Source organism: Rhizobium leguminosarum bv. trifolii WSM2297 (genome assembly GCF_000271845.1).
The window spans coordinates 308,329-331,360 of sequence record NZ_JH719392.1 but is presented as its reverse complement, the minus strand read 5'-3'; the positions used below and the strand labels follow the sequence as shown (position 1 = coordinate 331,360).

General features: G+C 60.8%; 18 protein-coding genes, 1 pseudogene and 1 riboswitch. Of the genes and pseudogenes, 13 read left to right on the top strand and 6 right to left on the bottom strand.

Annotation, left to right across the window (positions count from 1 at the left end; translation table 11 throughout):
• Positions 1-59: 59 nt before the first annotated feature.
• Positions 60-1,249, top strand: a protein-coding gene (locus RLEG4DRAFT_RS01480) for an IS3 family transposase (RefSeq protein ID WP_088941441.1) whose coding sequence is annotated in 2 segments (ribosomal slippage) — positions 60-312 and positions 312-1,249 — 1,191 coding nt in all. Because the reading frame shifts where the segments join, the coding sequence is not laid out codon by codon here.
• A gap of 316 nt (positions 1,250-1,565) precedes the next feature.
• Here the strand turns inward: RLEG4DRAFT_RS01480 and RLEG4DRAFT_RS01475 are convergent.
• The 3 genes and pseudogenes from RLEG4DRAFT_RS01475 to RLEG4DRAFT_RS41215 all read right to left on the bottom strand — a co-directional run bounded on the left by RLEG4DRAFT_RS01475 (position 1,566) and on the right by RLEG4DRAFT_RS41215 (position 8,525).
• Positions 1,566-1,802, bottom strand: a complete 237-nt coding sequence (locus RLEG4DRAFT_RS01475) for a hypothetical protein (protein ID WP_003574822.1) — start codon at positions 1,800-1,802, stop codon at positions 1,566-1,568.
• 449 nt (positions 1,803-2,251) lie between these two features.
• A pseudogene (locus RLEG4DRAFT_RS01470) lies at positions 2,252-7,617 on the bottom strand (hemagglutinin repeat-containing protein); the annotation flags it as partial.
• Between the two features lie 167 nt (positions 7,618-7,784).
• On the bottom strand, positions 7,785-8,525 hold the full coding sequence (locus RLEG4DRAFT_RS41215) for an SMI1/KNR4 family protein (protein WP_003574819.1): 741 nt from the start codon (positions 8,523-8,525) through the stop codon (positions 7,785-7,787).
• A gap of 683 nt (positions 8,526-9,208) precedes the next feature.
• Positions 9,209-9,305, top strand: a riboswitch (TPP riboswitch).
• A gap of 50 nt (positions 9,306-9,355) precedes the next feature.
• Here RLEG4DRAFT_RS41215 and thiM point away from each other — a divergent pair.
• From thiM to RLEG4DRAFT_RS01415, 10 genes are all read left to right on the top strand, one after another.
• Positions 9,356-10,159 carry a hydroxyethylthiazole kinase gene (gene thiM, locus RLEG4DRAFT_RS01460; protein WP_003574817.1) on the top strand — a complete coding sequence of 268 codons (804 nt, stop codon included), beginning with the start codon at positions 9,356-9,358 and terminating at the stop codon, positions 10,157-10,159.
• A complete protein-coding gene (gene thiE, locus RLEG4DRAFT_RS01455) occupies positions 10,156-10,791 on the top strand; it encodes a thiamine phosphate synthase (protein WP_003574816.1) in 636 nt (211 codons plus the stop codon). Before thiM ends, thiE begins: the two co-directional genes overlap by 4 nt.
• Entirely contained in the window at positions 10,788-11,609 is an 822-nt protein-coding gene (thiD, locus tag RLEG4DRAFT_RS01450) for a bifunctional hydroxymethylpyrimidine kinase/phosphomethylpyrimidine kinase (RefSeq protein ID WP_003574815.1), read from the top strand. Before thiE ends, thiD begins: the two co-directional genes overlap by 4 nt.
• A 498-nt stretch (positions 11,610-12,107) precedes the next feature.
• Positions 12,108-12,587, top strand: coding sequence for a GNAT family N-acetyltransferase (locus RLEG4DRAFT_RS01445; protein WP_003574814.1), 480 nt, complete (start codon positions 12,108-12,110; stop codon positions 12,585-12,587).
• 18 nt (positions 12,588-12,605) lie between these two features.
• Positions 12,606-13,637 (top strand): glycoside hydrolase family 3 N-terminal domain-containing protein, encoded by a 1,032-nt coding sequence (locus tag RLEG4DRAFT_RS01440; protein WP_003574813.1) that lies wholly within the window; start codon positions 12,606-12,608, stop codon positions 13,635-13,637.
• 17 nt (positions 13,638-13,654) lie between these two features.
• Positions 13,655-15,301: an ABC transporter substrate-binding protein gene (locus RLEG4DRAFT_RS01435; protein WP_003574811.1), complete on the top strand. Its 1,647-nt coding sequence runs from the start codon at positions 13,655-13,657 to the stop codon at positions 15,299-15,301.
• Between the two features lie 110 nt (positions 15,302-15,411).
• Positions 15,412-16,389, top strand: coding sequence for an ABC transporter permease (locus RLEG4DRAFT_RS01430; protein ID WP_003574810.1), 978 nt, complete (start codon positions 15,412-15,414; stop codon positions 16,387-16,389).
• 1 nt (position 16,390) lies between these two features.
• Complete coding sequence (locus tag RLEG4DRAFT_RS01425; protein WP_003574809.1) at positions 16,391-17,269, top strand: ABC transporter permease; 879 nt, start codon at positions 16,391-16,393, stop codon at positions 17,267-17,269.
• Positions 17,266-18,069, top strand: a complete 804-nt coding sequence (locus tag RLEG4DRAFT_RS01420) for an ABC transporter ATP-binding protein (RefSeq protein WP_003574807.1) — start codon at positions 17,266-17,268, stop codon at positions 18,067-18,069. The genes RLEG4DRAFT_RS01425 and RLEG4DRAFT_RS01420 overlap by 4 nt, the downstream gene beginning before the upstream one ends.
• Positions 18,066-18,965, top strand: coding sequence for an ABC transporter ATP-binding protein (locus RLEG4DRAFT_RS01415; RefSeq protein ID WP_003574806.1), 900 nt, complete (start codon positions 18,066-18,068; stop codon positions 18,963-18,965). Before RLEG4DRAFT_RS01420 ends, RLEG4DRAFT_RS01415 begins: the two co-directional genes overlap by 4 nt.
• Before the next feature lie 18 nt (positions 18,966-18,983).
• Here the strand turns inward: RLEG4DRAFT_RS01415 and RLEG4DRAFT_RS01410 are convergent, their stop codons facing one another.
• Positions 18,984-19,421 (bottom strand): VOC family protein, encoded by a 438-nt coding sequence (locus RLEG4DRAFT_RS01410; RefSeq protein WP_003574804.1) that lies wholly within the window; start codon positions 19,419-19,421, stop codon positions 18,984-18,986.
• Between the two features lie 233 nt (positions 19,422-19,654).
• On the opposite strand from RLEG4DRAFT_RS01410, the gene RLEG4DRAFT_RS01405 reads away from it, so the two are divergent.
• Complete coding sequence (locus RLEG4DRAFT_RS01405) at positions 19,655-20,335, top strand: spermidine synthase (RefSeq protein WP_003574802.1); 681 nt, start codon at positions 19,655-19,657, stop codon at positions 20,333-20,335.
• Positions 20,336-20,347: 12 nt separating this feature from the next.
• Here RLEG4DRAFT_RS01405 and RLEG4DRAFT_RS01400 read toward each other — a convergent pair whose 3' ends face one another.
• Positions 20,348-21,142: an HpcH/HpaI aldolase family protein gene (locus RLEG4DRAFT_RS01400; RefSeq protein ID WP_003574799.1), complete on the bottom strand. Its 795-nt coding sequence runs from the start codon at positions 21,140-21,142 to the stop codon at positions 20,348-20,350.
• Between the two features lie 73 nt (positions 21,143-21,215).
• Positions 21,216-21,416, bottom strand: coding sequence for a hypothetical protein (locus RLEG4DRAFT_RS01395; RefSeq protein ID WP_003574797.1), 201 nt, complete (start codon positions 21,414-21,416; stop codon positions 21,216-21,218).
• A gap of 581 nt (positions 21,417-21,997) precedes the next feature.
• On the opposite strand from RLEG4DRAFT_RS01395, the gene RLEG4DRAFT_RS01390 reads away from it, so the two are divergent.
• Positions 21,998-22,930, top strand: coding sequence for a hypothetical protein (locus RLEG4DRAFT_RS01390; protein WP_003574795.1), 933 nt, complete (start codon positions 21,998-22,000; stop codon positions 22,928-22,930).
• Positions 22,931-23,032 lie beyond the last annotated feature (102 nt).

Below are 23,032 nucleotides of genomic sequence, written 5' to 3'. Positions count from 1 at the left end.
CTGCCACTGAGAATTTCCTCCAGAATGGATTAGAGTCCGGCCTATTAAGGGACGGACGAATGAAGAAGCAGAGATTTACGGAAGAGCAGATTATCGGTGTGCTGAAGGAGCAGGAGGCTGGCGCGACGGCAGCCGACCTCTGCCGCAAGCACGGGATTTCAGAAGCAACGTTTTATAACTGGAAGGCCAAATACGGCGGCATGGAAGTCTCCGAGGCGAAGCGGCTGAAGGCGCTTGAGGACGAGAATGCCAGGCTAAAGAAGTTGCTGGCCGAGCAGATGCTGGATGCGGCCGCACTCCGCGAGCTTCTTGCAAAAAAATGGTAGGGCCTGCCGCCAAGCGTGAAGCCGTCACGCATCTGAAGGCCGTCATGGGTCTTTCGGAACGGCGGGCCTGCCAGATCGTATCCGCCGACCGCAAGACGATCCGTTATCGGTCCAATCGACCGCCGGAGGTCGATCTGCGAGCGAAGCTGCGTGACCTCGCTAATGAGCGACGGCGTTTCGGCTACCGGCGGCTATTCATCCTGCTTCGGCGAGACGGGGAGCCGTCCGGGGTCAATCGCATATACCGTCTTTATCGCGAGGAAGGGCTTTCCGTTCGCAAGCGAAAAGCCCGTCGGCGTGCTGTCGGCACGCGTGCGCCGATCCTGGTCGAAGCGAAGGCCAATGCCCGCTGGTCGCTGGATTTCGTCCACGACCAGTTTGCCTGCGGTAGACGCTTCCGGGTGCTCAATGTTGTCGACGACGTGACGCGTGAATGCCTGGCGGCAATCCCCGACACGTCGATCTCCGGTCGCCGTGTTGCTCGGGAACTGACGACGCTGATCGAACGACGCGGCAAGCCTGACATGATTGTCTCCGACAACGGCACCGAATTCACCTCGAATGCCATTCTGGCCTGGTCGAAGGATCACAAGGTCGAGTGGCACTACATCGCGCCGGGAAAGCCAATGCAGAACGGCTATGTGGAGAGTTTCAACGGTCGGATGCGCGACGAGTTGCTCAACGAGAGCCTCTTCTTCGGCCTCGATCACGCCCGCAGCGCCATCGCTGAATGGGCTGAGGACTATAACCATTTCCGGCCGCACTCATCGCTCGGATATCAGACCCCGGCAGACTATGCCGGGACCATCGCCGCAACCGGCTCCAACGCTGCGCAAGATGAAAGCTTCGCGTTTCCGCCGGTTGCTCACACCGCGCCATTTGGCGTATTCAAAGCCGCCGAGGCTCTAACCGCCGCTGGATGAAAGTTCAGTGGCAGGTCACCTTGGATGCTTTGAGATATTGGTATTAGCTTGGGATGTTGCTTTTCCCTGTACGCCACCAAGCGCTTTAGGGTCTCTATGGCATCATGCGGCGCTTCATATCTCATCTCGGTTCCTCAGGAGCCGGCATTGTTCAACTTCCGTGCAGCTGAGTGCAAACCGACACATGTCCATCAGCCCCGCCACGGTGCCCCGACCAGGTCACTTGAAAGCCGGAAGAGAGGACGAGCTGTGATCTTCTGACTACCAGAGCTCATTTGCCGATTGCTCGGGTCGCTACGCTAGCCACAATCAAGACCTACTCTTCCTCATCCCAAAAAGAGCCGACAGGACCGTATTCCCCGTCGACTACGATCGGGCACCACCCCACAGCGCGATTAAAGAAGGCCAGATCAACAATCTCGTATTTGCCCTCCTCAAGTGGCACAAGGCTTACTGTCCCAAAGCAGTAGTGCGTATATTTTCCACCTGCTCCCGCCGGCGCGCGTTCATCTATCTTTCTGTTGTCCCAATCGCTGATTTTGCCGTTTGCCATGGGAAGTGGGTCCACAAAGGCGATTTCGAATTCAAGGCCACGGATACGGCACAGGCAAGGTATTCCTTTCTGCTCGAGCAACGATCAGTCAGCAGGTTCTTTGCGATGCTAAGTTCTATTTTCATCAAGGCCCCTTAGCCTCCACCGCTCGATGTTCTCATCGCCCATGACCCTCCGGCAAACCGGAGCGGTTCAATGACCGCTACAGAAATTCGTCCGGAATATTCTTGACTTGCCCTTCAAAACTCCAGCTTTCAGGCCTTTCTTTCGGGTCAAACCATTTCATTCCGTCCGATATCCACCGCTGGCGTCTATTGCGTGCGCTTGCCGGATTGCAATCCTCATATCCGAATTCGGTTCCGCAGCACGGACATATTTCCCAGGTGGGAGAATTGCCGTCTTCACCCCATGGTGGCGCAGATAGGTGATAGCCGCATACCCGGCAGTAGTTATTTTTTCTGTGCATTGAAGTAGTCCAAGTTGGTCGGGTAGCCGTGCTCCGTAGGGTCGGGTCTAAACATTGTTCTCGGCGTCCCGTCCGCACTCTTCACCGCGAATGTGTTAGTCGTAGGATTATACAACACGGTATCGCCGTTGGAGCGTGTTATCGTGAGAGTCCCCGTCGGCGGATTTGCGACAAAATCCCTCGCACCTTGAACATACTGAAGCGAATTCTGGTACTCGGGAAATTCGGACACATGCTTGTCCCAATGGCCATATGCATTCTCTACAGCGGTCTTTGAACCGGTCGAAGACCAAAACGAACCGCCCGCGTTGTTTGTAGCGATAGCAGCCCTTTGGGCCGCGGCCATGTTATCGTAGATTGCGCCGTTCGGCCCCGCATATACAACATTGCCTTCTGGATCAAGAACACGAGAAGAACCCGCTGGAAGGCCGCTAACATCCGCCGATGCTGCACCAACGCTGGACCGAAAGGCACTGTACCCCTCGGGCACAAGAACCGTCGTTCCATCGGAGGTAACGATCGTTTTAAATACAGTGCTTTCACCGTTAAAAACTGATTTTGGAGCAGTGCTGCTCAGACCACCAGTCGCATCTAGCGCAATCAAAAATGCACTTGGCATCTTGCTCGCGGCGATGGCCGCGTAGCCAAATTCCATGGCCTGAATGTCACCCGTCTTAAAAGCTGCAACTAATACGCCGACTGCGGCGCTGACGTCTTTCGACTTGAGTATCTTCCATTGTTCGGCGCTTATTGTGCCTTGATTTGGGTCATTTGGATCAAAGTACACAACAGCCTGCGCCAGCGTCCTCATTATCATAAATTGATCGATGAGACTGATCGGATCACCGGCCGTAGAAATGCCTTCGAACATTTCGGCAGCCGCTTTTCGAACTTCGTTGCGTGCATATTTGCAGGCCTCCGTTGAACTGCCCTTGCAAGCGGCAAGAAGGGCGTCACGTGATTCGTCGAGCTCCTGTAATCGATCCAGCTGGCGGCAGGCATCTGCATCCGCGGCGGCACATTTCGCTCGCAGCTTATCTCCCATTTCTATTTCGGCGTGCTTGAGATAATTGTACTGATAATTTGCAGCACCATATTCAGCGCCACCCACAGCTCCGCCCACACCAGCCGCAAGGGTTGCGCCAATCAGCTTGGCAAGCGCGTTGCCCTCCGGCGTTCCTTCGTATTTTGTTCCCTTGAGCATGCCCTCAACGAGCTTGGCGATGGCTGGCGCCATCAAGGTTGTGGCAGCGCCGCCCAGAGCGGCTTTTATCGCGCCCTCCCAGCCGTTGACGCCACCAAGGATGCCGCCGCCGATGGCGTGCAGCAGGGCGCGCCCCCGGCCGCCTTCAGCCCAGAAGTCGCGTTCGGCCTGAGTCGTCGACTGCTTGTACAACTCGGAAGCAATGTCGCCGACCAACCCCGCCATCGTCTTCTGCGCTTCCTGCAGATCGGCCTGCGTCTTGTATTGATCGCGCAAAATGTTCTGCAAGTCCGGCAGGCCGCGCAACGAGGTGTTGGTGTTGTCAGTATCGCGGCGGATCGTGCCGATGTCCTGGGTCTGGTGCTCCGGATCGGTGATGGTGATGTCGATGTTCCCGCCGACGGCCGAATAGGCCTTGCCGGTTGCGCTCTCCCCATCCTTGACCGACGCGAGGCTCAGGCCGCCGGAGCCGATCGAGGCACCGTAGGTGTCGGCCTTCCAGCGCGAATGGGTATCGATGTCGGCAACATCGAGCGTGCCGGTTTCGAGATGGTTCAGTTCCGCCGGCGCCTGGCCGGTGAGCAAGCCACCCACGAGTGTCGTTTTTTTGTCGACGATCAGCTCGAGACCTGCGGAGCCGGCATGGATGCCGGATTGCTCGGCGACCACGGCGGCGTCGCCCGTCGCCTTCTGGGTCGAGCCGGAAGCGCTGAAGCCGTCGGAGCCGATCGAGCCTGAGAGATTGAGCTGGCGAGCCTCCGCAGTCGCTGTGTCGACCAAGCTTTCGACCGTGAGATTGCGGACGGCGGCGGTCACGGAATTTCCGGTGACGGTGGCGCCTCTCAAGGTGAGGTCGTTAGTAAGAATGGTGACGTCGCCGGTGCCGTTTACATGACTATTGTAATAAGTAAGCCCCGTCGTGCCGTCATTGCCCTTGCCGTAAGAGCCGGTGACGTTGACGCCAGGCGTGCCGCAGCCAACCTTCGTGCCGCACTTCCAGCCGACGCCAACACCAAAGCTGTAGGATGAGTTCTGGCTAGATGTCTCCGATGTGCCGGTCGCCGCATTGAGGTTGATATTGCCGTTCTGCGCCAACAGGACGATATCGCCGGCCAGCGGATCGTCGGAGATCGTCGGCAGACCGAACTTGTCGTAGCCAGCGGCGATCTGGGCGCCATCACTGGTAATCGAACCATCCTGCGCCTTTAGGGTGGTCGAGCGGCCAGCGCGGATGTCGGTGACGACAGGCGTCGAGGACGAGGAAGACGAGCTGTTTTCCTGATGGTTGACGCCGGCCGACAGCGAGATCGAGAAGTTGAGTCCTTCCGCTTTAGGATCGGCGCTCGTCAGCTGCTGATAGGCTTCCTTCAGGCCCTTGTAGCCCTGATAGAAGCCGAGAGCGGCGATGGTGGTGTTGGTGACCGCGTTGACGCGAGTGTCGCCGGTCAAGCGCTCGGCCGAATTCATGATGCTCTGGGCAGCACTTCCCAACTGGCTGGAAACGCTGAGCGTCACGCCGGCAAAGGTCTTTTCGTGGATCTCCTCGTAATTGGTCTTGTCCGCGGCTGAGAGAAGATTGATGTCCTTGGTGGCGAAAAGGATGACGTCGCGCTCCGCCGAGGCCCCTGCGGCCTGCAGATTGAGATTGTTGCCGGCCGAGATGTTGAGATCGCGGCCGGCGGACAGTGTCGAAGCCGCATTGGTGTCGGATTGTTGTGCCGAGTTGTCCTTGCTCGTCTGCGCGCCGATGCCGACCGAGAAGCCGCCGCCGCTCGAACCGAAGGAAATACCGAAACCGGATTTCTTCTCCTGCTCTGACTGCGAGAAACTTTCCGCGCCGGGGGTGATGTTGACGTCGCGCTTGGCCGACAGGTTGATGTCGCGCTCAGCGTCGACGGACGAACCCATGATATTCAGGTCGGTTGCCCGCGCTGTCAGGTTGACATCCGTTCCGGCGGAAAGTGCCGAGCCGACATTCAGCGTCGAGGCCTGGGCGCCCTTGTTCTGCTGGCTGCCGTAGATCGAAATAAACCCGCCACCGCCGCCGACACCGAAGCCGGACTTCTTGCGCTGCTCCTCGAATTCATGCGTCTCCTGCGCCCCGATGATCGAAACGCTGTCGGCCGCGACGTTGATCGAGCCGTCGGCATCGACCTTTGAACCGGCGATGACTGCTGCCTTGCCTGCGTCGAGATTGATGTCACCGCTGGCGCTCAACTGCGAGCCGACCGTCGTCTCGTCGTAGCTCTTGTGGTTGGACGAGCCCTTGGACAGGAAGCCGCTGCGCGAGCCCTTGTCGTCCTTGGCACTGGTGTCCATTCCGGAGGCGATGATGAGGTCGCCCTTGGTGGTGATGTTCAGGTCTGCCGGGTCGGTGCCATCGGCCTTGCCGGCCTCGATCTTCGAGGCCGAGATGACCGTGTCCGTGCCCGAGGTGATATCGACACCGCCGCCGCCTGATATGGCGGAGCCGACGGCTGTCGTCGTTTCCAGATGGGTGGTCGTCTTCTCGCTCTTGCCGAGGAAACCGCCCTTGATGCTGAGTTTGGTGTCGAGGGTGGCAGTGTCGGTGGCTTCGGCGATCGTCACGTCGCCGTCGGCCTTGAGAGCGAGCTTGCCGTCGGCGGCGAGCTTGCTGCCGACGATGTTGAGGTCGTGATCGCCGCTGCCGCTGCCTGCCGTCACCGAGAGGTCGCCGCCGGCCGATATCCCCGAACCGAGATGGGTGATCGATGAGGCGGACTTCTTGCCGAAGGTGGATGCGGAATGCTCCTGCGCGGCTGTGATGTTGATATCGTCGCCGGCGCTGAGCGCGACATTGCCGTCGGCCTTGACGGAGGAGCCGGAGAGCAGGATGTCGTCGTCGGCCTTGATCGTCGCATTGGTGCCGGCGGAAAGCTGCGATTGCTGCTGGTCGGTGGAGAGGGTCCTGGTGTAGCCGGATTGGTTGTTGCGGGCGACATCGGTCGACACCACCGCCACCGAGCCCTTGTCGGCGGTCACATCGAGCGTCGTTCCCGCCTTGGCGGAGCTGCCGATGACGTTGACATTGTCGGCGGCTTTGATCGTTAAGGCCTTGCCGCTGGCGACCTGGCTGCCGGTGGCATTTTCAGCGTGACCGCCTGCGGTCATCGCGGGCTGGCCTGCATTGTCGACCTTGGCGGCATCCAGCGTCACGTTTTTGCCGGAGAGCGTGGCGTCGCCTGTGGCATTGGCCTTAACGCCCTTGAGCGCGAGATCGCCGCTGCCGCCGGCAAGCTGCAGAGCGCCGCCTGCCGTCACGCCGGCATTGGTGTTGACGACATTCTGGCCGCCGATCGTCATCGTCTGGGCGGCGAGCGTAATGCCGTTGGTGGCATTGAGCGCCGTGTCACCGCGCGACAGGAACGTGCCGCTGCCCTGGATGGAGCTGCCGGAGACGGTCAGGCCGCCGGCGGATGCGATCAGGCCGGAATTGTCGAGATTGCCGACATTCATATTGACCGAGCCGCCCGCCATGGCCGCACCGGCGCCGGAAAGCTTCTGCCGGTCAGCGGCGGCGACATAAACGACAGGAGCAAGCACCTGCACGCCGTTGACGGTCTGCCACTGGTAGAGGACGATCGAGTCGGTGAGAGCTGCCGCCTGCTCAGGCGTGAGGCCTTGCCCGACGGCCAAGTGGTGCTTCATGGCATAATCGGCACCGTTGTCGAGCAAAGTCTTCATCTGCGCGATTGCATTACCGCCGGCGATAAAGGTGCTTCTGCCGAGCCCTTCGCCGACGAGTTGCCGCAACTGCGTGTCGATCAGTTGGTTCTCGAAATAGGCGTCGCCGAGGAAAGGAACCGTGACGTCCGGCTGATAGCCGATTTTGTCCATGAAATAGCCGGAGCCATAGAAGGTGCCGACATCGAGGTAAGCTGCGCGGGTTTCGAACAGGAAGGTCTGGTTGGTTATCTTGCCGCCGAAGCCGCCGGAGTTCGGTTTGGCCGGGGCGCAAGGGCGGCACCACCGAGGCCCGAATTGACGTTGAACAGCGCGCCGCCCGCCGTCAGGCCGGAGAGCGCCGACAGCGGATCGCCGGGATTGCTTGCGGCGGCCACGCTGGCGCCGCCGGCCATCGAGCCGGCTGCGGAGGTATTGTTGACGTTGCCGAAATCGCGGCGCCGAAAACCCGCTACCTTACTATGCTTATTTCTGCATACCCTCATCCTGCCGAACGCAGGTAATTTAGAAGAGTTAACTGCGTTCGAGACGAATGAGATCCTATAATCGCCGAAACCTGGTTTGCGGAATCGTTCCCAGTCACATCAGCCGGTTCGGTGGTCCGTAATCACTCTGGAATATGCGCCTTGATCCGCTTGCAGAGGAATTCAAAGAAATTTGCTGAGTACAAAACCTCGTCGCCTGACGGGAGTCTCAAATATACGGGGCACTCCGTATCTGAACGAGATAAGTAATTGAAAAAATAAATTTCTCCATAATCGGTCTCGCTGACAACGATCTTACCCTCAGGCAGAAGTCCATTCCTTTGCCCGACTATATATTGATATACAATATCTCCACCGTTTGCCGTGTCAAAATCGAGCCCATATATGCTGTATATTTCTTCTCCACCTATTTCACCTCCGCAATATCTGTTTAGAAACCATTTATACGAAGCGCTAAATGGAAATCCCAACCGCTGTTCTGCCCTCTCAATCCAATCGTCACCAACCGAATCAACTTCGCTGCCGAATTTGACGATTTCGGGATACGAGGCAACTAGCTCTTCGACTTGCTCAGCAGTCACACCACTCATAATCAGTGCCCATATGTTGTTGCACGGCTTGACTTGCGCGATCTGTGCGACTTCGCAGGCTTCAGTGCCTGCCGAACCGGTGCAGCGATAATACCAGTCGTCGAATTTCTGCGATTTTACCGCCGGCGCCGATTGGGCTGCCGTTTGCACCTGCTCCGGTGTCTCGGCGCCGGGAGATTGCGAAAAAGATGGGGTCGCACAGGCGATCGATATCAGAATGGGGGCGATCGTCCGGAGGCCCCGCTTCTTGCCGCTTTTCAAAAATTTCTTCATTTAAAATGCAACTTCAGGAAGATTTTATTCTCATGCAAAGTCATATCGCTACAATCCGCCAATCGGTCAACCTTAACGTGTCAGCACGGTAAAGTTTGCGTTAGGTATTTGCTTCGCGTTCTGGGAGATTACGTTCGGTTTGTCCGAGACCCAACCCACAACAAAATCGCCAATGGATTCCAAAATTCGAATGAAACCGATTGGCGATGACCATGAGACGACGCGCAACTTACGCGAAGCTGGCCAATAGCTCGTTCTCATTGAAAATCAGGCGCATAGGTGGATGGGATGAATAATTCCGCGCGATCGGAAATCCACAGAAGTTTGCGGAAGATGAGCCGCACTCATTTTGAAGAAGAGACACTGCAAGGTGTTTGCATCATTTCCGATGCCGCTCACAAATACAGAGATGTATTTTAGAAGTTCATTGCACCCCCGGTTGCTATTGTTGTTCCTTCGCAAAAAGAGAGCACAACCGAATGGCGAAATGGCAGCAGCCGGCGCCGCCCGGAACGGAATCCGCAGATAGACCGTCGCGAAAAACCATGTCCACCTCGAATCGGCAATGATCTTTCCTCGCTCGTGAAAGGCGGGACAGCCGGCACCGGCTTTCATGCGCCGCGCAGTCGCAGGACTGTCATTTTCGAGATGACATCCGCCCCGTTCTCTGCGAAAAAGATCGTGATGAGAGACAGGGGCGTTCGTCGATAGACGGGCTGAGAAGCACCCTTCGAACCTGAACCGGATAATGCCGGCGGAGGGAGTCGCTCGGGGCCGCGGCTTCGCCCGCACGACTTGCCCCGTGCCCGCCCCCGCCTGAAAGGGGCCACATGCAGACCAGGACCACACCAGGAACAATGCTGAAGGCGATGCGCGAGAAGCCGCCGCTGGTTCAGTGCATCACCAATTACGTCGCCATGAATATCGCCGCCAATGTTCTGCTTGCCTCGGGCGCTTCGCCGGCCATGGTGCATGCGGCTGAGGAAGCCGGCGAATTTGCCGGCATCGCCAACGCACTGACGGTCAATATCGGCACGCTGTCGACGCAATGGATCGACGGCATGCAGGCGGCTGCGAGGGCGGCGACCTCGGCCGGCAAACCCTGGGTGCTCGATCCGGTCGCCCATTATGCCACCGCCTTCCGCCGCGATGCGGTCGCCGGCCTGCTGGCGCTCAAGCCGTCGATCATCCGCGGCAACGCCTCCGAGATCATTGCCCTTGCCGGCGGCGAGAGCCGCGGCCAGGGCGTCGACAGCCGCGACCCGGTCGAACAGGCGGAGGGATCGGCGCGATGGCTGGCGCAGCGGCAACGGGCCGTGGTCGCCGTGACCGGCGCTGTCGATTTCGTCACCGACGGTGAGCAAGCGGTGCGTATTACAGGCGGCTCGGTTTTGATGCCTGAGGTCACCGCCCTTGGCTGCTCGCTCACCTGCCTCGTCGGCGCCTTCGCCGCGACCGCACCCGACGATCTGTTCGGGGCGACGATCGCAGCGCTTGCAACTTTTGCCATCGCCGGCGAGGAGGCAGCGCTCGGTGCGGCCGGTCCCGGCTCCTTCGCCTGGCGCTTCCTCGATGCGCTGCACGCGCTCGACGCCGAAACGCTGGATGCCAGGGCAAGGATATCGGCCGCATGAAGCATTTCGATCTTTCGCTCTATCTCGTCCTCGACCCCGATCTCTGCGCCGGGATCGGCATGGTCGAGACCGCGCGCCTTGCCGTTGCCGGCGGCGCGACGATGGTGCAACTGCGTAATAAACAGGCCGGCACCGCCGCGATGATTGAGATCGGCCGCGCCTTGAAACAGGCGCTCGATGGGACCGGCGCCCTGCTGATCGTCAATGACGATGTCGCGGCGGCAATCGCCATCGGCGCCGACGGCCTGCATATCGGCCAGGAGGACATGGATGCGGTGACGGCGCGGCGGATGATCGGCCCCGAGATGATCCTCGGCCTGTCGGTCGAGACCGCAGCGCTTGCCGCTGCCGTCGATCCCGGCCTCGTCGATTATACCGGCGTCGGACCGGTGTTTGCGACGCCGACCAAGGCCGACCACAAGCAGCCGATCGGTTTTGACGGTCTGGCGAGGCTGGTGAAGGCCTCGCCGGTGCCGTCGGTGGCGATCGGCGGCCTCAAGGCGGAGCATGTGGCCGAAGTATTTGCCGCCGGCGCCAAGGGGCTTGCCGTCGTCTCGGCGATCGCCGGCACGCCGGACCCTGAAGCAGCGACGCGCCGCATCGCCGCCGAAATCCGAAAGGTCCGCCGATGATCCGCAATGTTTTATCCATCGCCGGCTCCGATCCCTCGGGCGGCGCCGGCATCCAGGCCGATCTCAAGGCCTTTTCCGCCCGCGGCGTCTACGGCATGGCGGTGGTGACGGCGCTGACGGCGCAGAACACCCAAGGTGTCAGCGGCGTGCATCTGGTGCCGCCGCAATTCGTCGCCGACCAGATCAACGCGGTGTTTGCCGATGTGCGTGTCGATGCCGTCAAGATCGGCATGATCGCCAATGCCGGCATCGCCGAGGCCGTCGCCGCCGCCCTTTCCGCAGCACCGGCCGACCGCCGCGCCATCCCCATCGTCATCGACCCGGTGATGATCGCCAAGGGCGGCGCCGCCCTGCTCGCGCCCGAAGCGGTCGACGTGCTGACCCGCCGGCTGTTGCCGCTTGCCACCCTTCTGACCCCGAACCTGCCGGAGGCCGCCGCCCTGCTGCATCAACCGGTCGCGACCAACCGCGCCGAGATGGCGGCGCAGGCCGAGCAGCTGCGTGCGCTTGGGCCCGGCGCGGTGCTGGTCAAGGGCGGCCATCTCGACAGCGACGAGAGCCCCGACGTGCTGGCCACGGCCGACGGTCTGCACTGGTTCGAAGCCAGCCGCGTGCCAACCAAAAACACCCACGGCACCGGCTGCACATTGTCCAGCGCACTGGCGGCCGAACTCGCCAAGGGCGCCGCGGTGCAAGAGGCGGTCGCCATCGCCAAGGAATACCTCGCCGGTGCGGTCGCCGCCGCCGGAAACCTCAGCGTCGGCTCCGGCCACGGTCCAGTGCAGCATTTTCATGCGCTTTGGAAACACGGCGACTGAAGGTGCGTGCCGTGAAGGGCAGGAACCTCATCGTCAATGGTGGCCTGATTTTAACGGTGATCGCGTAAAGCAGGCATTGCCAGGCAAGAAGATCACATTCGGCATCTGAGATTGCTGATGCCCGCCCCTCATCCGGCTGCCGCCACCTTCTCCCCGCTCGCGGGGCGAACGGAATATGCCGCACCCTCTCGGTTCCCCACCAACCTCTCGCAGGGCACGTCCCCTCGCCCCGTTTTTACGGGGGTCCGAAGGACGGGCCGAGACGAGTGGCTCGGCCCCGGTCAGGTTAGGGTGAGGGGCGGCCGCTGGCGGGAACCGGACTTTTTCAGCGGCTTGAAACGTTCGGCGCCCGCCCTGCGTTGGAACCCGCGTCACCGCAGCAGGCGGTTCCTAGCTCGAATTCAAAAATCCCTGTTGACAAGCCCGGTGAGATAACCAAGTCTATACCATTAAAAGGGGATATGTTCCGCAATAATGGAATAAACGGAGGAATGACAGGTGCCAGACCTGCTTGTGAGTCTATATTCCACTAAGCTCGCCGACCTGCAGCAAAAAGCCGACCGCGTCGGCGTCTCCATTCGTCCGGCCCTCCCCCCGGAACTGCATCTCGTCGTTGACTGGGTTCGTGAAGGCTTCAGCGAGAACTGGGCAAGCGAGGTCAGCGTCGCGTTCTCCCGTCAGCCTGTTGCCTGCCTGATCGCCGTCGAAGGCGGCAAGCTTTTGGGCTTTGCCTGCTACGACACGACGGCGCGCGGCTTCTTCGGCCCGACCGGCGTCGACCCTGAAGCGCGCGGCAAGGGCATTGGCCTCGCGCTGTTTTCCGCCTGCCTGCGGACGATGAAGACGCTTGGCCATGCCTATGCCTTCATCGGCGATGCCGGCCCGGTCGATTTTTACGCCAAGACATCAGGCGCAACCACCATCCCCGCCCCCGATAAGGGCATTTACGAAGGCATGCTGAGAAGCGCGCCGAAATGAGATCCCGGAGTTACCGAATTGTCCTCGACCCCCCTCGCCCTTTTCGTCGGCCTTCCGAACCCCACCATTTTGGACGATGAATTCGCCCTGTTTCGCGAGACCAATCCGCTCGGCCTCTTCGTCGGCCGGCGCAATCAGCGCCAGCCGGAGCAGACGAAGCGCCTGATCGAACGCTTCCGCGAAGCCGTCGGGCGCGACGACGCGCCTGTCTTCACCGACCAGGAAGGCGGCCGCGTTCAGCATCTCGATGCCGGCCCCTGGCCGCTCTTTCGCAGCTTCGGCCAGTTTGCCGAACTTGCGCGCCGTGACTTCGATCTCGGCAAAAAAGCACTGCGCCTTTCCTCCCAGGCCATGGGCGCGATGATGACGGAACTCGGCCTTTCGAGCGGCTGCTCACCCGTTCTCGACCTCGTCTTCGAGACGACGAGCGCGGTCATCGGCGCCCGCTCCTTCGGCCCGGATCCCGACGTCATCGCTGCCCTCGGCCGCGAGGTCGTCGACGGCCTGCTCGAGACCGGCAACATGCCTGTGATCAAGCACATTCCCGGCCATGGCCGCGCGACACTCGACTCCCACAAGGAGCGCCCGGTCGTCGATGCCAGCCGCGAGACGCTCACCGCCACCGATTTCAAGCCCTTCGTCGCATTGAAGGACACGCCCTGGGCGATGGTCGCCCACGTCGTCTACTCGGCCTATGACGCGGAACTGCCGGCGTCGATCTCGCCTGTCATGCACGACGTGATCCGCAACGACATGGCTTACGAGGGCGTGCTGATCTCCGACTGCATCTTCATGGAGTCGCTCTCCGGCACGCTGCCGGAACGCGTCAGACAGGTGCTCGACGCCGGCTTCGACATCGCCCTCCACAGCCACGGCGACATTCCCGAAAGCGAAGCCGCCGCTAAGGCGGCCCTGCCGCTGACGGAAGCTGCCCTGAGGCGCATCGCCGCCGGCAAGGCTCGCCTCGGCAATCTCAAGATCGACGTTCGCGCCGCCCATGCCGAAGTCGAAGCCATGTTTGCAAGCGCGCAGATTATTTTCACCGCATAAGAAAAGGGGAATAAAACATGAAAAAATATCTTCTTGCCGCCGCAGCCCTGACACTGCTTTCGGGCTCCGCCCTGGCGCAGACGGTCCTGACAGCGAATATCGAACCAGCGACGACCTGGGTTCGCAACTTCAACCCGTTCAACCAGACCTCTTCGCGCCAGTCGACGCTCGACTTCATCTACGAGCCGCTTGTCATTTTCAATCGCTTCGACAGCAACAAGCCGGTCTACCGCCTGGCCGAAAGCTTAAAACTCTCCGACGACCTGAAGAGCATTGATTTCAAGCTGCGGCCGAACCTGAAATGGTCCGACGGCAAGCCGCTGACGTCAGCCGACGTCAAGTTCACTTATGATTACCTGAAGAAGTTCCCGGCGCTCGACTTCGTCAGCATCTGGACCTTCATCACCGACGTCAAAGCCGTCGACGGCCAGACGGTGCGCTTCACGCTCGCCAATCCAAGCTCGCTCGCCGCCGAGCAGATCTCGCAGCTTCCGATCGTTCCGGAACATGTCTGGAAGGACGTCGCCGATCCCGTCACCTTCGCCAACGAGACGCCCGTCGGCAGCGGCCCGCTGACGGAGGTTCCGCGCTTCACCGGCCAGACCTACGATCAGTGCCGCAACCCGAACTACTGGGACAACGAGCACCTGAAGGTCGATTGCATGCGCTTCCCGCAGCTTGCCGACAACAACCAGATGCTGACGGCAACGGCCGACGGCACGCTCGACTGGGGCGTCTCCTTCATTCCCGATATCGACAATGTCTATGTTTCCAAGGACCCGGCGCATTTCCACTATTGGTATTCGCCGAGCAGCATGGTCGCCTTCCTGTTCAACCTGGAAACGGCGAGCGAAAACAACAAGAAGGCCTTCAACGACCTGAAATTCCGCCGCGCAGTCTCGATGGCGCTCGACCGCAAGACGATGATCGACGTCGCCGGCTACGGGTATCCGACGCTGAACGAAGACCCCGGCCTGATGGGCGAGCTTTACAAGAGCTGGGCGGACCCGTCTGTTAAGGCCGACTTCGGCAAGTTCGCAACCTATGACGCCGACGCCGCCAAGGCGCTGCTCGACGAGGCCGGCTATAGGGACAAGGATGGCGACGGCTTCCGCGACAATCCCGACGGCAGCAAGATCTCCTTCTCGATTATCGTTCCGAGCGCCTGGACGGACTGGATCGACACCGTCAACCTTGCCGTCGAAGGCATGCAGGCGGTCGGCATCGACGCCAAGATCGAAACGCCTGAGGAAGCCGTCTGGACCGGCAACCTCATCAACGGCACCTTCGATGCGGCAATCAACAGCCTGCCGGCCTCGGCCTCGCCCTATTACCCCTACAAGCGCGCCTTCAGCGCTTCCGACAAGGGCAAGACCCGCTTCACCGCGCAGCGCTGGTTCAACCCGGAGGTCGAGAAACTCGTCACCGAGTTCACCCAGACCGCCGACCTTGCCAAGCAGAAGGACGCGATGAACAAGGCGCAGCGCATCGTTGCTGAAAACATGCCGATGATTCCGGTGTTCAACAATCCGAACTGGTATCAGTACAACACCAAGCGCTTCACCGGCTGGTCGACCAAGGAAAACCCCTTCGTCAATCCGTCGATCTCGCGGACCAATCCGGCACGCCTCTTGAACCTGCTGGCTCTCCAACCGGTCAAGTAAGCATCACGATACCGGGAGCGGCGTCAGAGCATGATGCCGAACAGTGTAAGCGGTTTTCGGATGACATCATGCTCATCCAGAAGCGCCGTTCCCGTCACGACGGAGTTCCCATGGCTTTCCTGCTTCGCCGCCTCGTTTTCTACATGGCGGCCTTCATCGCGGCAGCGACGATCAATTTCTTCCTGCCCCGTCTGATGCCGGGCGATCCCGTGCAGATCATGTTCTCGAGCGCCGGCACCGAGTTGCCGCCGGAAAGCCTGCAGGCGCTGAAGCTCACCTTCGGTTTCGTCGACGGTCCGCTTTGGCAGCAATATCTCACCTATCTCGGCAGCATCTTCACCGGCGATCTCGGCCGTTCGATCAAGTATTTCCCGCTGCCGGTCACCTCGGTTCTCGGCCATGCGCTCGTTTGGACCGTCGGCCTGATGGGCACGGCGACGATCGTCAGCTTCGCGCTCGGCACCCTCCTCGGCATCGTCGCCGCCTGGCGCCGCGGCAGCCAGTTCGACGTCATCGTCTCCGTCGGCGCGATCTTCGCGACCTCGGTGCCGGCCGTCGTCACCTCGCTGATCGTGCTCTTCATCTTCGGCTTCACGCTCGGCTGGTTTCCGAACGGCTATGCCGCCGACCCGTCGCTCGATCCGGCCTTCAGCCTGCAATATCTCGGCAGCGTCGCCTATCACGGCATATTGCCGATGGTCACTCTCTGCACGGTGTTGATCGGCGGCTTCACCGTCACCATGCGCAACAACATGATCAACCTACTCGGCGAAGACTATATCGTCATGGCCCGCGCCAAGGGCCTTTCCGACCGGCATGTGATGCTCTGGTATGCGGCGCGTAACGCCCTGCTGCCGACCGTCTCCAGCCTTGCCATCGCCATCGGCACCATCCTCGGCGGCTCGCTGGTAACCGAGGTGGTCTATAACTACCCCGGTCTCGGCAACATTCTCTACCAGGCGATCCTCGCCCGCGATTACCCCGTCATCCAGGGCCAGCTCCTGATCATGACCGCGACCATGCTGATCGCCAATTTCATCGTCGACATCAGTTATATCTTGCTCGACCCGCGGCTGAAGGGAGCGTGAGATGAAGACCCTGCTTCGAAACCGCAAGGCGCTCATCGGCCTCGTCATCATCGCCGTCATCATTATCGTGGCGATTGCAGCACCACTGCTGACGCAATATGATCCCGCCGCCCGCACCGGGCGGCCGCACCAGCCGCCGTCGCTCGACCACATCCTCGGCACCACCCGCCTCGGCCAGGATGTCTTTGCACGTTTGATCTACGGCGCCCGAACCTCGCTCGCCGTCGGCTTCGGTGCCGGCCTGTTGATCACCTTCGTCGGCACCGCGCTCGGCATCATCTCCGGCTATCGCGGCGGCAAGACGGACGAGATCATCAGCTTCTTCACCAACATGGTGCTGGTCGTTCCCAACCTGCCGCTGCTGCTGGTGCTTGCCGCCTTCATCGGCCAGGCAAGCCCTATCATCATCGCGCTGATCCTGGGGGCCACCTCCTGGGCCTGGGGTGCTCGCGTCACCCGTGCCGAAACGCTCTCCGTCAAGCACAAGGATTTCGTCAAATCGGCCGAGATGATGGGCGAGCCGCAATGGCGCATCATGACCTTCGAGATCTTCCCCAACGTGATTTCGATCGTCGGCATCAATTTCATCGGCAGCGTCATCTTCGCTATTATCACCGAGGCGACGCTTGAGTTTCTCGGCCTCGGCGATCCCCGGGCGATCTCCTGGGGCACCATGCTCTACAATGCGCAGAAGGCCTCGGCGCTTTCGGTCGGCGCCTGGTGGGATATTCTCACCCCCTGCTTCGCGCTGGCCTTTCTCGGCATCGGCATGTCGCTCCTGAACTTCGCCGTCGACGAGATCGCCAATCCGCGGCTGCGCACCGGCAATCATCTGAAGCGCTGGTCGCTGCTCGTCCGTTCCGGGGAGGGCCGCCTGTGACGCAGCCGCTGCTTTCGGTAAGGAACCTCACCATCGATTATATCGGCGAGGAGAAGGATTTCCGCGCCGTCGACGATGTCAGCTTCGATGTGGCGCCTGGCGAGGTCTTCGGCCTTGCCGGCGAATCAGGCTGCGGCAAGAGCACGATCGCCTTCGCCATCAGCCGCCTGCACAGGCCGCCGGCGCTGATCCGCAAGGAGAGCCGCATCCTGCTCGACGGCCGTGATGTGCTCGGCCTCGACCGGCAGGCGCTCAGCGCGTTCCGCTGGCGCGAAGTCGCCATGGTCTTCCAGAGCGCCATGAATTCGCTGAACCCGGTGCTGCGCATCGAGACGCAATTCTACGACATGCTGCGCACCCATAAGGGCATGAGCCGTGCCGCGGCCCGCGAACGCACCGCCGAAATGCTGACGCTCGTCGACATCGCGCCGGATCGCATGCGAGATTATCCGCACCAGTTTTCCGGCGGCATGCGCCAACGCATCGTCATCGCCATCTGCATGGCGCTCGATCCGAAACTCGTCGTCATGGACGAGCCGACGACGGCGCTTGACGTCGTCGTCCAGCGCGAAATCCTGCAGCGCATCAACGAGCTGCGCCGTAACTTCGGCTTTTCCGTGCTGTTCATCACCCATGATCTCGGGCTGATGGTGCAGTTCTGCGACCGCATCGGCATCATGCTGTCAGGTCAGCTGGTGGAGCAGAACGCCGCCGAGGCGATCTACAGGACGCCTGAGCACGACTATACGAAAAAACTCTGGGCCTCCTTCCCGTCGCTGCATGGAGGAGTGCTGCTATGACCGACGCCATCCTCGCACTCGACGCGGTGACCAAGACCTTCGGCCATGGATCCGGGGCCGTGCATGCGGCCCGCGCCATTTCCTTTTCGCTGCATGCCGGCCGGGCGCTGGCGCTCGTCGGCGAATCCGGCAGCGGCAAGACCACTTGCGCCCGCATGGCGATGCGCGAATATCTGCCGACATCGGGCCGGATCCTCTACAAGGGCCGGCCGGTCGAAGCGGCGAAATCGGCCGAGATCGCCCGCTACCGCCGCTCGGTGCAGATGATCTTCCAGGACCCCTTCGCTTCGCTGAACCCTGCCCACACCATCGCCCACCACCTGCGGCGGCCGCTGCAACTGCACCGGCCGGAGATCAGGGGCACCGCGATCGACGTGACGGTGCGCGAACTGCTTCAGCGCGTCAGGCTCGATCCGGACCTCGTCGCGCCAAAATATCCGCATGAACTCTCCGGCGGCCAGCGCCAGCGCGTCAACATCGCCCGCGCGCTCGCCGTCAAGCCGGAGGTGATCGTCGCGGACGAACCGACCTCGATGCTCGACGTCTCGGTGCGCCTCGGCGTGCTGAACCTGCTGAACGAGATGAAGCAGGAGATGAATCTCGGCCTGCTCTACATTACCCATGACATCGCCACCGCCCGGTATGTCGCCGAGGATATTGCCGTGATGTATGCCGGCCAGATCGTCGAATGGGGCAGCGTCGCCAGGGTGATCGACAATCCGCAGCATCCCTATACCAGGCTGCTGCTCTCGGCCGTACCCGATCCGGATGTCCGCTTCGAGGATCCGAAGTCCCGGCTGAGGCCCGACGAGGTCGAGGATATCCGCCGCCGTTCGGCCGCGCCGCGGGACGAGATCGTCGAACTGGAGCGCGATCATTTCATGCGGATGATTTGAGAGCCGTTTGCCTGCGCCTCAGCTGAGTTCCTGGGCGAGCCCGAGGAGAAGCCCTTCGGGCCCTCTTATATAGCAGAGCCGATATGTGTCTCCATACTGGACGACTTCGCCTACGAGCTGCGCGCCCCGCGCGCGAAGCCTTTCGAGCGTGTCGTCGATGTCATCGACGGTGAACATGACGCGGAGATAGCCGAGCGCGTTGACGGGAGCGTTGCGGTGATCTGCGACGACATCAGGCATGAGGAAGCGGGAGAGTTCGAGCCGGCTGTGGCCATCAGGTGTGCGCATCATGGCAATCTCGACACGCTGATCGCCCAGTCCAGTGATACGTCCGGCCCATTCTCCTTCGATCATGGCCCGTCCTTCGAGTTCGAGGCCGAGTTCGCCAAAGAAATCAATCGCTGTTGCGAGGTCTTCGACGACGATGCCTACATTGTCCATCCGCTTGAGCGCCATGTTTCCAATCTCCAAAGTGTCGTTGCAATCTACGAGGTGGCGCCTCGTCCAACCAAGGACGTTTGAGGAGCCCGAACACCGACAGCCGTCCAAACCAATTCGCTGCTGTCCACATCGGAAGCTTGAACCGCCTCAAACCAGCGTCCCGTTTTCACACGGTGACGCCTGCTGACTGGCCCCGCTCATAACCCTATGCTAGGGGACGGTTCCTTTTCATGCGAGGCGAAACCGTCATGCTGCCCTGGATCCAGCTCGATTCCGCGACCATTCCCGGCGAAGGCGGCGAACTCAGGCTGAAGCAGCGCGGCAGCGAGTTCTCGATCATGCTCGGCGCCAACGAGCTGATGAACAGCCGCCTGAGTGGCTCGGAGGAAGCGCTGGCGACGCTGTCCTGGGAGCGGATCAGGACGCATCCGAAGCCGAGGGTGCTGATCGGCGGGCTCGGCATGGGCTTTACCCTGCGCGCCGCTCTCGCCGTGCTTCCTGAAGATGCCGGCGTCACCGTCGCCGAACTGGTTCCTGCCGTCGTCACCTGGGCGCGCGGGCCGATGGCCGAGGTCTTCAAGGGCTGTCTCGACGATCGGCGCGTCGCCATCCATCAGGGCGATGTTGGCGAGGCGATCCGCGCCGGCAAGGGCGCATATGACGCGATCCTGCTCGATGTCGACAACGGCCCGGACGGACTGACCCGCAAATCCAACGACCGGCTCTACGATTTCGCCGGCCTTCGCGCCGCCCGCGACGCTTTGCGCCCCGGCGGCGTGCTCGCCGTCTGGTCATCCGGTCCAGACCCGGATTTCACCCGACGTCTCAAGGACTGTGGCTTCTCCGTCGAAGCCGTCAACACCCGCGCCAACGGCAAACGCGGCGGCGCCCGCCACGTCATCTGGCTGGCGGTGAAGCCGGCCGGCTGACGAAAATCGGGATCAACTGGCCGAAGCGATTCTCCGCGCGGCGTTGATGGCGCGGCGAGCGCCGGCGCGCAGTTGCGTGGTCTCGGCGCCGGCAATGACCAGATCGAAGCCGAACTTCAGCAATTCGCCGGCCCGCTCGCCGTCGGCGGCATAGGCACAGGCGAATTTTCCATGGGCGCGGCAGCGCGCAACCGCGTGCTGCATGGCGCTGTCGATTTCGGCGGCGTTCGGCGCCACCTGATCGCCATTCGACAGTGCGATCGAAAGGTCGGACGGACCGATGAAAATGCCGTCGATGCCGGCAACGCCGAGAATGGCATCGATCGAGTCGAGTGCTGCCCGGGTCTCGACCATGGCGATGGCAACGGTCAGCGCGTTGGCGTTCTTCAGATAGTCGTCGGCCGACAGGCCCATATGATTGAGCGCCAGCGACGGTCCCCAGCTGCGCTCGCCGAGAGGCGGATACTTCGTGGTCTTGACGAAGGCTTGCGCGTCTTCGGCCGAATTGATCATCGGCGCGATAATGCCGGAAGCGCCGGCATCGAGCAGGCGCGAGGCGGAGGCGAAATCGCCGACCGGAATGCGCGCGATCGCCGGCTTGCCGGCAAGACGCACCTGCCCGACGGCGTTCGCCGCCGACGGCATGTCCCACATCCCATGCTGCATATCGAGCACGATGGCGTCGAAAGCCTCCTGCGCCAGATGGTTGGCGAGGGTGGCATCGGGAATGCCGATCCAGGCGGAGATCATGCCCCCTTGATGGCCCCTGATCCGGGCCGCAAAACCATCGATTTCAGCTGCACTCATGCCATTCTCCTCATTCGCCGGCCTGCCGAGACCAGAGTCGCCTTCGACGCCGGATGCTGCAAGTAGCAGCGTTTCACCCCCGCCGCAGCCGCGAGATGATAAACAGTACGACAACCCCGGCTCCGGCCAGGATGACGCCCCAAAGCACCCAGATCGTTTGGGCGATCATGAAGCTCGAGGCCGGATAGGGAAAATAGCCGCTTCCCTGTCCGATCCAGATCAACCCGAGGAGGACCATAAGCAGTCCGATGATGTATCCGATGGTTCGCCGCATGCTGCCCCCCGCTTTCGTTATGGATTCGCTCCACAATGGCGACCGGCGTCGTTCATGACAAGGCTTCTCCTGGGCACAAACGTCGGCGTTTGAGGCATGGTGAGCCGCAAGCCTGCTGCTAGCCACCCAGATCGGCGGGCATCCATGTGGCGCTTTTGAAATCCCGATATAGACCAGGAGAACGAGATACACCCGCCAACTTACCGAATGCCCTTTCTATTACTCACGTTGCATAGATCGCTAGCAAGCCACGATCTAGAACGGGAGAAGAACTCCATCGAATCTCGCAAATCCGAAGGAATCACAACTCGCTGAAATCACTCAATTTTTTTAGGCAGCCTCTCATGCGCTTCAGCAACCCAGCCATGGTCATAGTGATTATTGCTGTACGCCCAATGATTGACTTTAGATTCGTGAAAATATCAATCACTATGAGCCGCGTACAACCCCAACTAACGAGTCCAAGGCCGAACCATATTGCTTGGCTTATCTTTGGTCTCTGATGATGTTGAACGCGAATTCTGCTGGGTAGAGCACGCCGGACATTGCCGTGCTGGAGTTTCGATGAAAAAGGTGGCGCCATGACCCATATTGCACTTCGCTCCCTAGCCAAGGGACTGGGTTCCTTTGTCCTTCCGCAACTGCGAAATACGCACGTAGAAGGGGGCACTGCTTCTGCGCGCCACTGTTATGACCTCTTCTTTCGCCACTACGGTCACCTAGCGCCTTGGCTGAACGGCAAAAGACCTGAAGTATTGGTCGAGGTCGGCCCCGGAAGTTCGCTTGGCGTTGGGCTTGCTGCACTGCTTGCGGGCGTCGACACGTACATCGGGCTGGATTTGCAAGACCACCGGAGCATCGAGCACGATCTTGAAGTCCTCAACGGTTTGATTGAACTCTTCGGCGAGCGGGCCGCATTTTGGGATAACACCGTATCGGGCGACATCTTTTTTCCGCCGTCACCGACAAACTTCGCCTGGGATCGGATAGATGGGATCGTGCAACAGCGCCTCAGTGCGGAGGCAATCGACGCGCTGAAGGCGGACCTCGTGAATGGCAGCGAGCGATTAAAGTTCGTCGCACCATGGACCGATTTCAACGTACTGCAGGCGGGTGTGGCCGACTGGCTGATGACGCATTCAGTCATGGAGCACGTGGACAACCTCGTTGATACCTATAACGCTATTGCCCGGTGGCTGAAGCCAGGAGGGTTTGCGACGCACCTGATCGACTTCCAATCTCACGGTCTGTCAAGCGACTGGAATGGGCACTGGGTTTTGAGCGCGCCCACGTGGACGATGATGCGTGGACGACGACCCTACCTGATAAATCGGAAGTGGCGCAGCCATCACATCAATCTGATGCAGGAGAGCGGCTTCGAAATCCTTGCGGAACTCCAGTACATCCGTACGGACGGACTGGGACGGAAGGAATTTCGAGCGCCGTTCACGTCAATGCCAAATGGTGACGACAAAGTTGCGATGAGTTTCTTTGTGACGAGAAAAATCGGCTAAGAGTCGGCAACTATATCCATATCTTGCGAGGCGTCTGGTGAGCATGCGGATGTGGCGATGGTTATCCGGGATAACCGCCGTCAGAGCCTTTCCGTTATGCGG

Excerpts from the sequence above, each read along its gene's own strand:
- RLEG4DRAFT_RS01475 (WP_003574822.1), bottom strand. The coding sequence starts at position 1,802 with ATGGCAAACGGCAAAATCAGCGATTGGGACAACAGAAAGATAGATGAA.
- RLEG4DRAFT_RS41215 (WP_003574819.1), bottom strand. The coding sequence starts at position 8,525 with ATGAAGAAATTTTTGAAAAGCGGCAAGAAGCGGGGCCTCCGGACGATC.
- thiM (WP_003574817.1), top strand. The coding sequence starts at position 9,356 with ATGCAGACCAGGACCACACCAGGAACAATGCTGAAGGCGATGCGCGAG.
- thiE (WP_003574816.1), top strand. The coding sequence starts at position 10,156 with ATGAAGCATTTCGATCTTTCGCTCTATCTCGTCCTCGACCCCGATCTC.
- thiD (WP_003574815.1), top strand. The coding sequence starts at position 10,788 with ATGATCCGCAATGTTTTATCCATCGCCGGCTCCGATCCCTCGGGCGGC.
- RLEG4DRAFT_RS01435 (WP_003574811.1), top strand. The coding sequence starts at position 13,655 with ATGAAAAAATATCTTCTTGCCGCCGCAGCCCTGACACTGCTTTCGGGC.
- RLEG4DRAFT_RS01430 (WP_003574810.1), top strand. The coding sequence starts at position 15,412 with ATGGCTTTCCTGCTTCGCCGCCTCGTTTTCTACATGGCGGCCTTCATC.
- RLEG4DRAFT_RS01425 (WP_003574809.1), top strand. The coding sequence starts at position 16,391 with ATGAAGACCCTGCTTCGAAACCGCAAGGCGCTCATCGGCCTCGTCATC.
- RLEG4DRAFT_RS01415 (WP_003574806.1), top strand. The coding sequence starts at position 18,066 with ATGACCGACGCCATCCTCGCACTCGACGCGGTGACCAAGACCTTCGGC.
- RLEG4DRAFT_RS01410 (WP_003574804.1), bottom strand. The coding sequence starts at position 19,421 with ATGGCGCTCAAGCGGATGGACAATGTAGGCATCGTCGTCGAAGACCTC.
- RLEG4DRAFT_RS01405 (WP_003574802.1), top strand. The coding sequence starts at position 19,655 with ATGCTGCCCTGGATCCAGCTCGATTCCGCGACCATTCCCGGCGAAGGC.
- RLEG4DRAFT_RS01400 (WP_003574799.1), bottom strand. The coding sequence starts at position 21,142 with ATGAGTGCAGCTGAAATCGATGGTTTTGCGGCCCGGATCAGGGGCCAT.
- RLEG4DRAFT_RS01395 (WP_003574797.1), bottom strand. The coding sequence starts at position 21,416 with ATGCGGCGAACCATCGGATACATCATCGGACTGCTTATGGTCCTCCTC.
- RLEG4DRAFT_RS01390 (WP_003574795.1), top strand. The coding sequence starts at position 21,998 with ATGACCCATATTGCACTTCGCTCCCTAGCCAAGGGACTGGGTTCCTTT.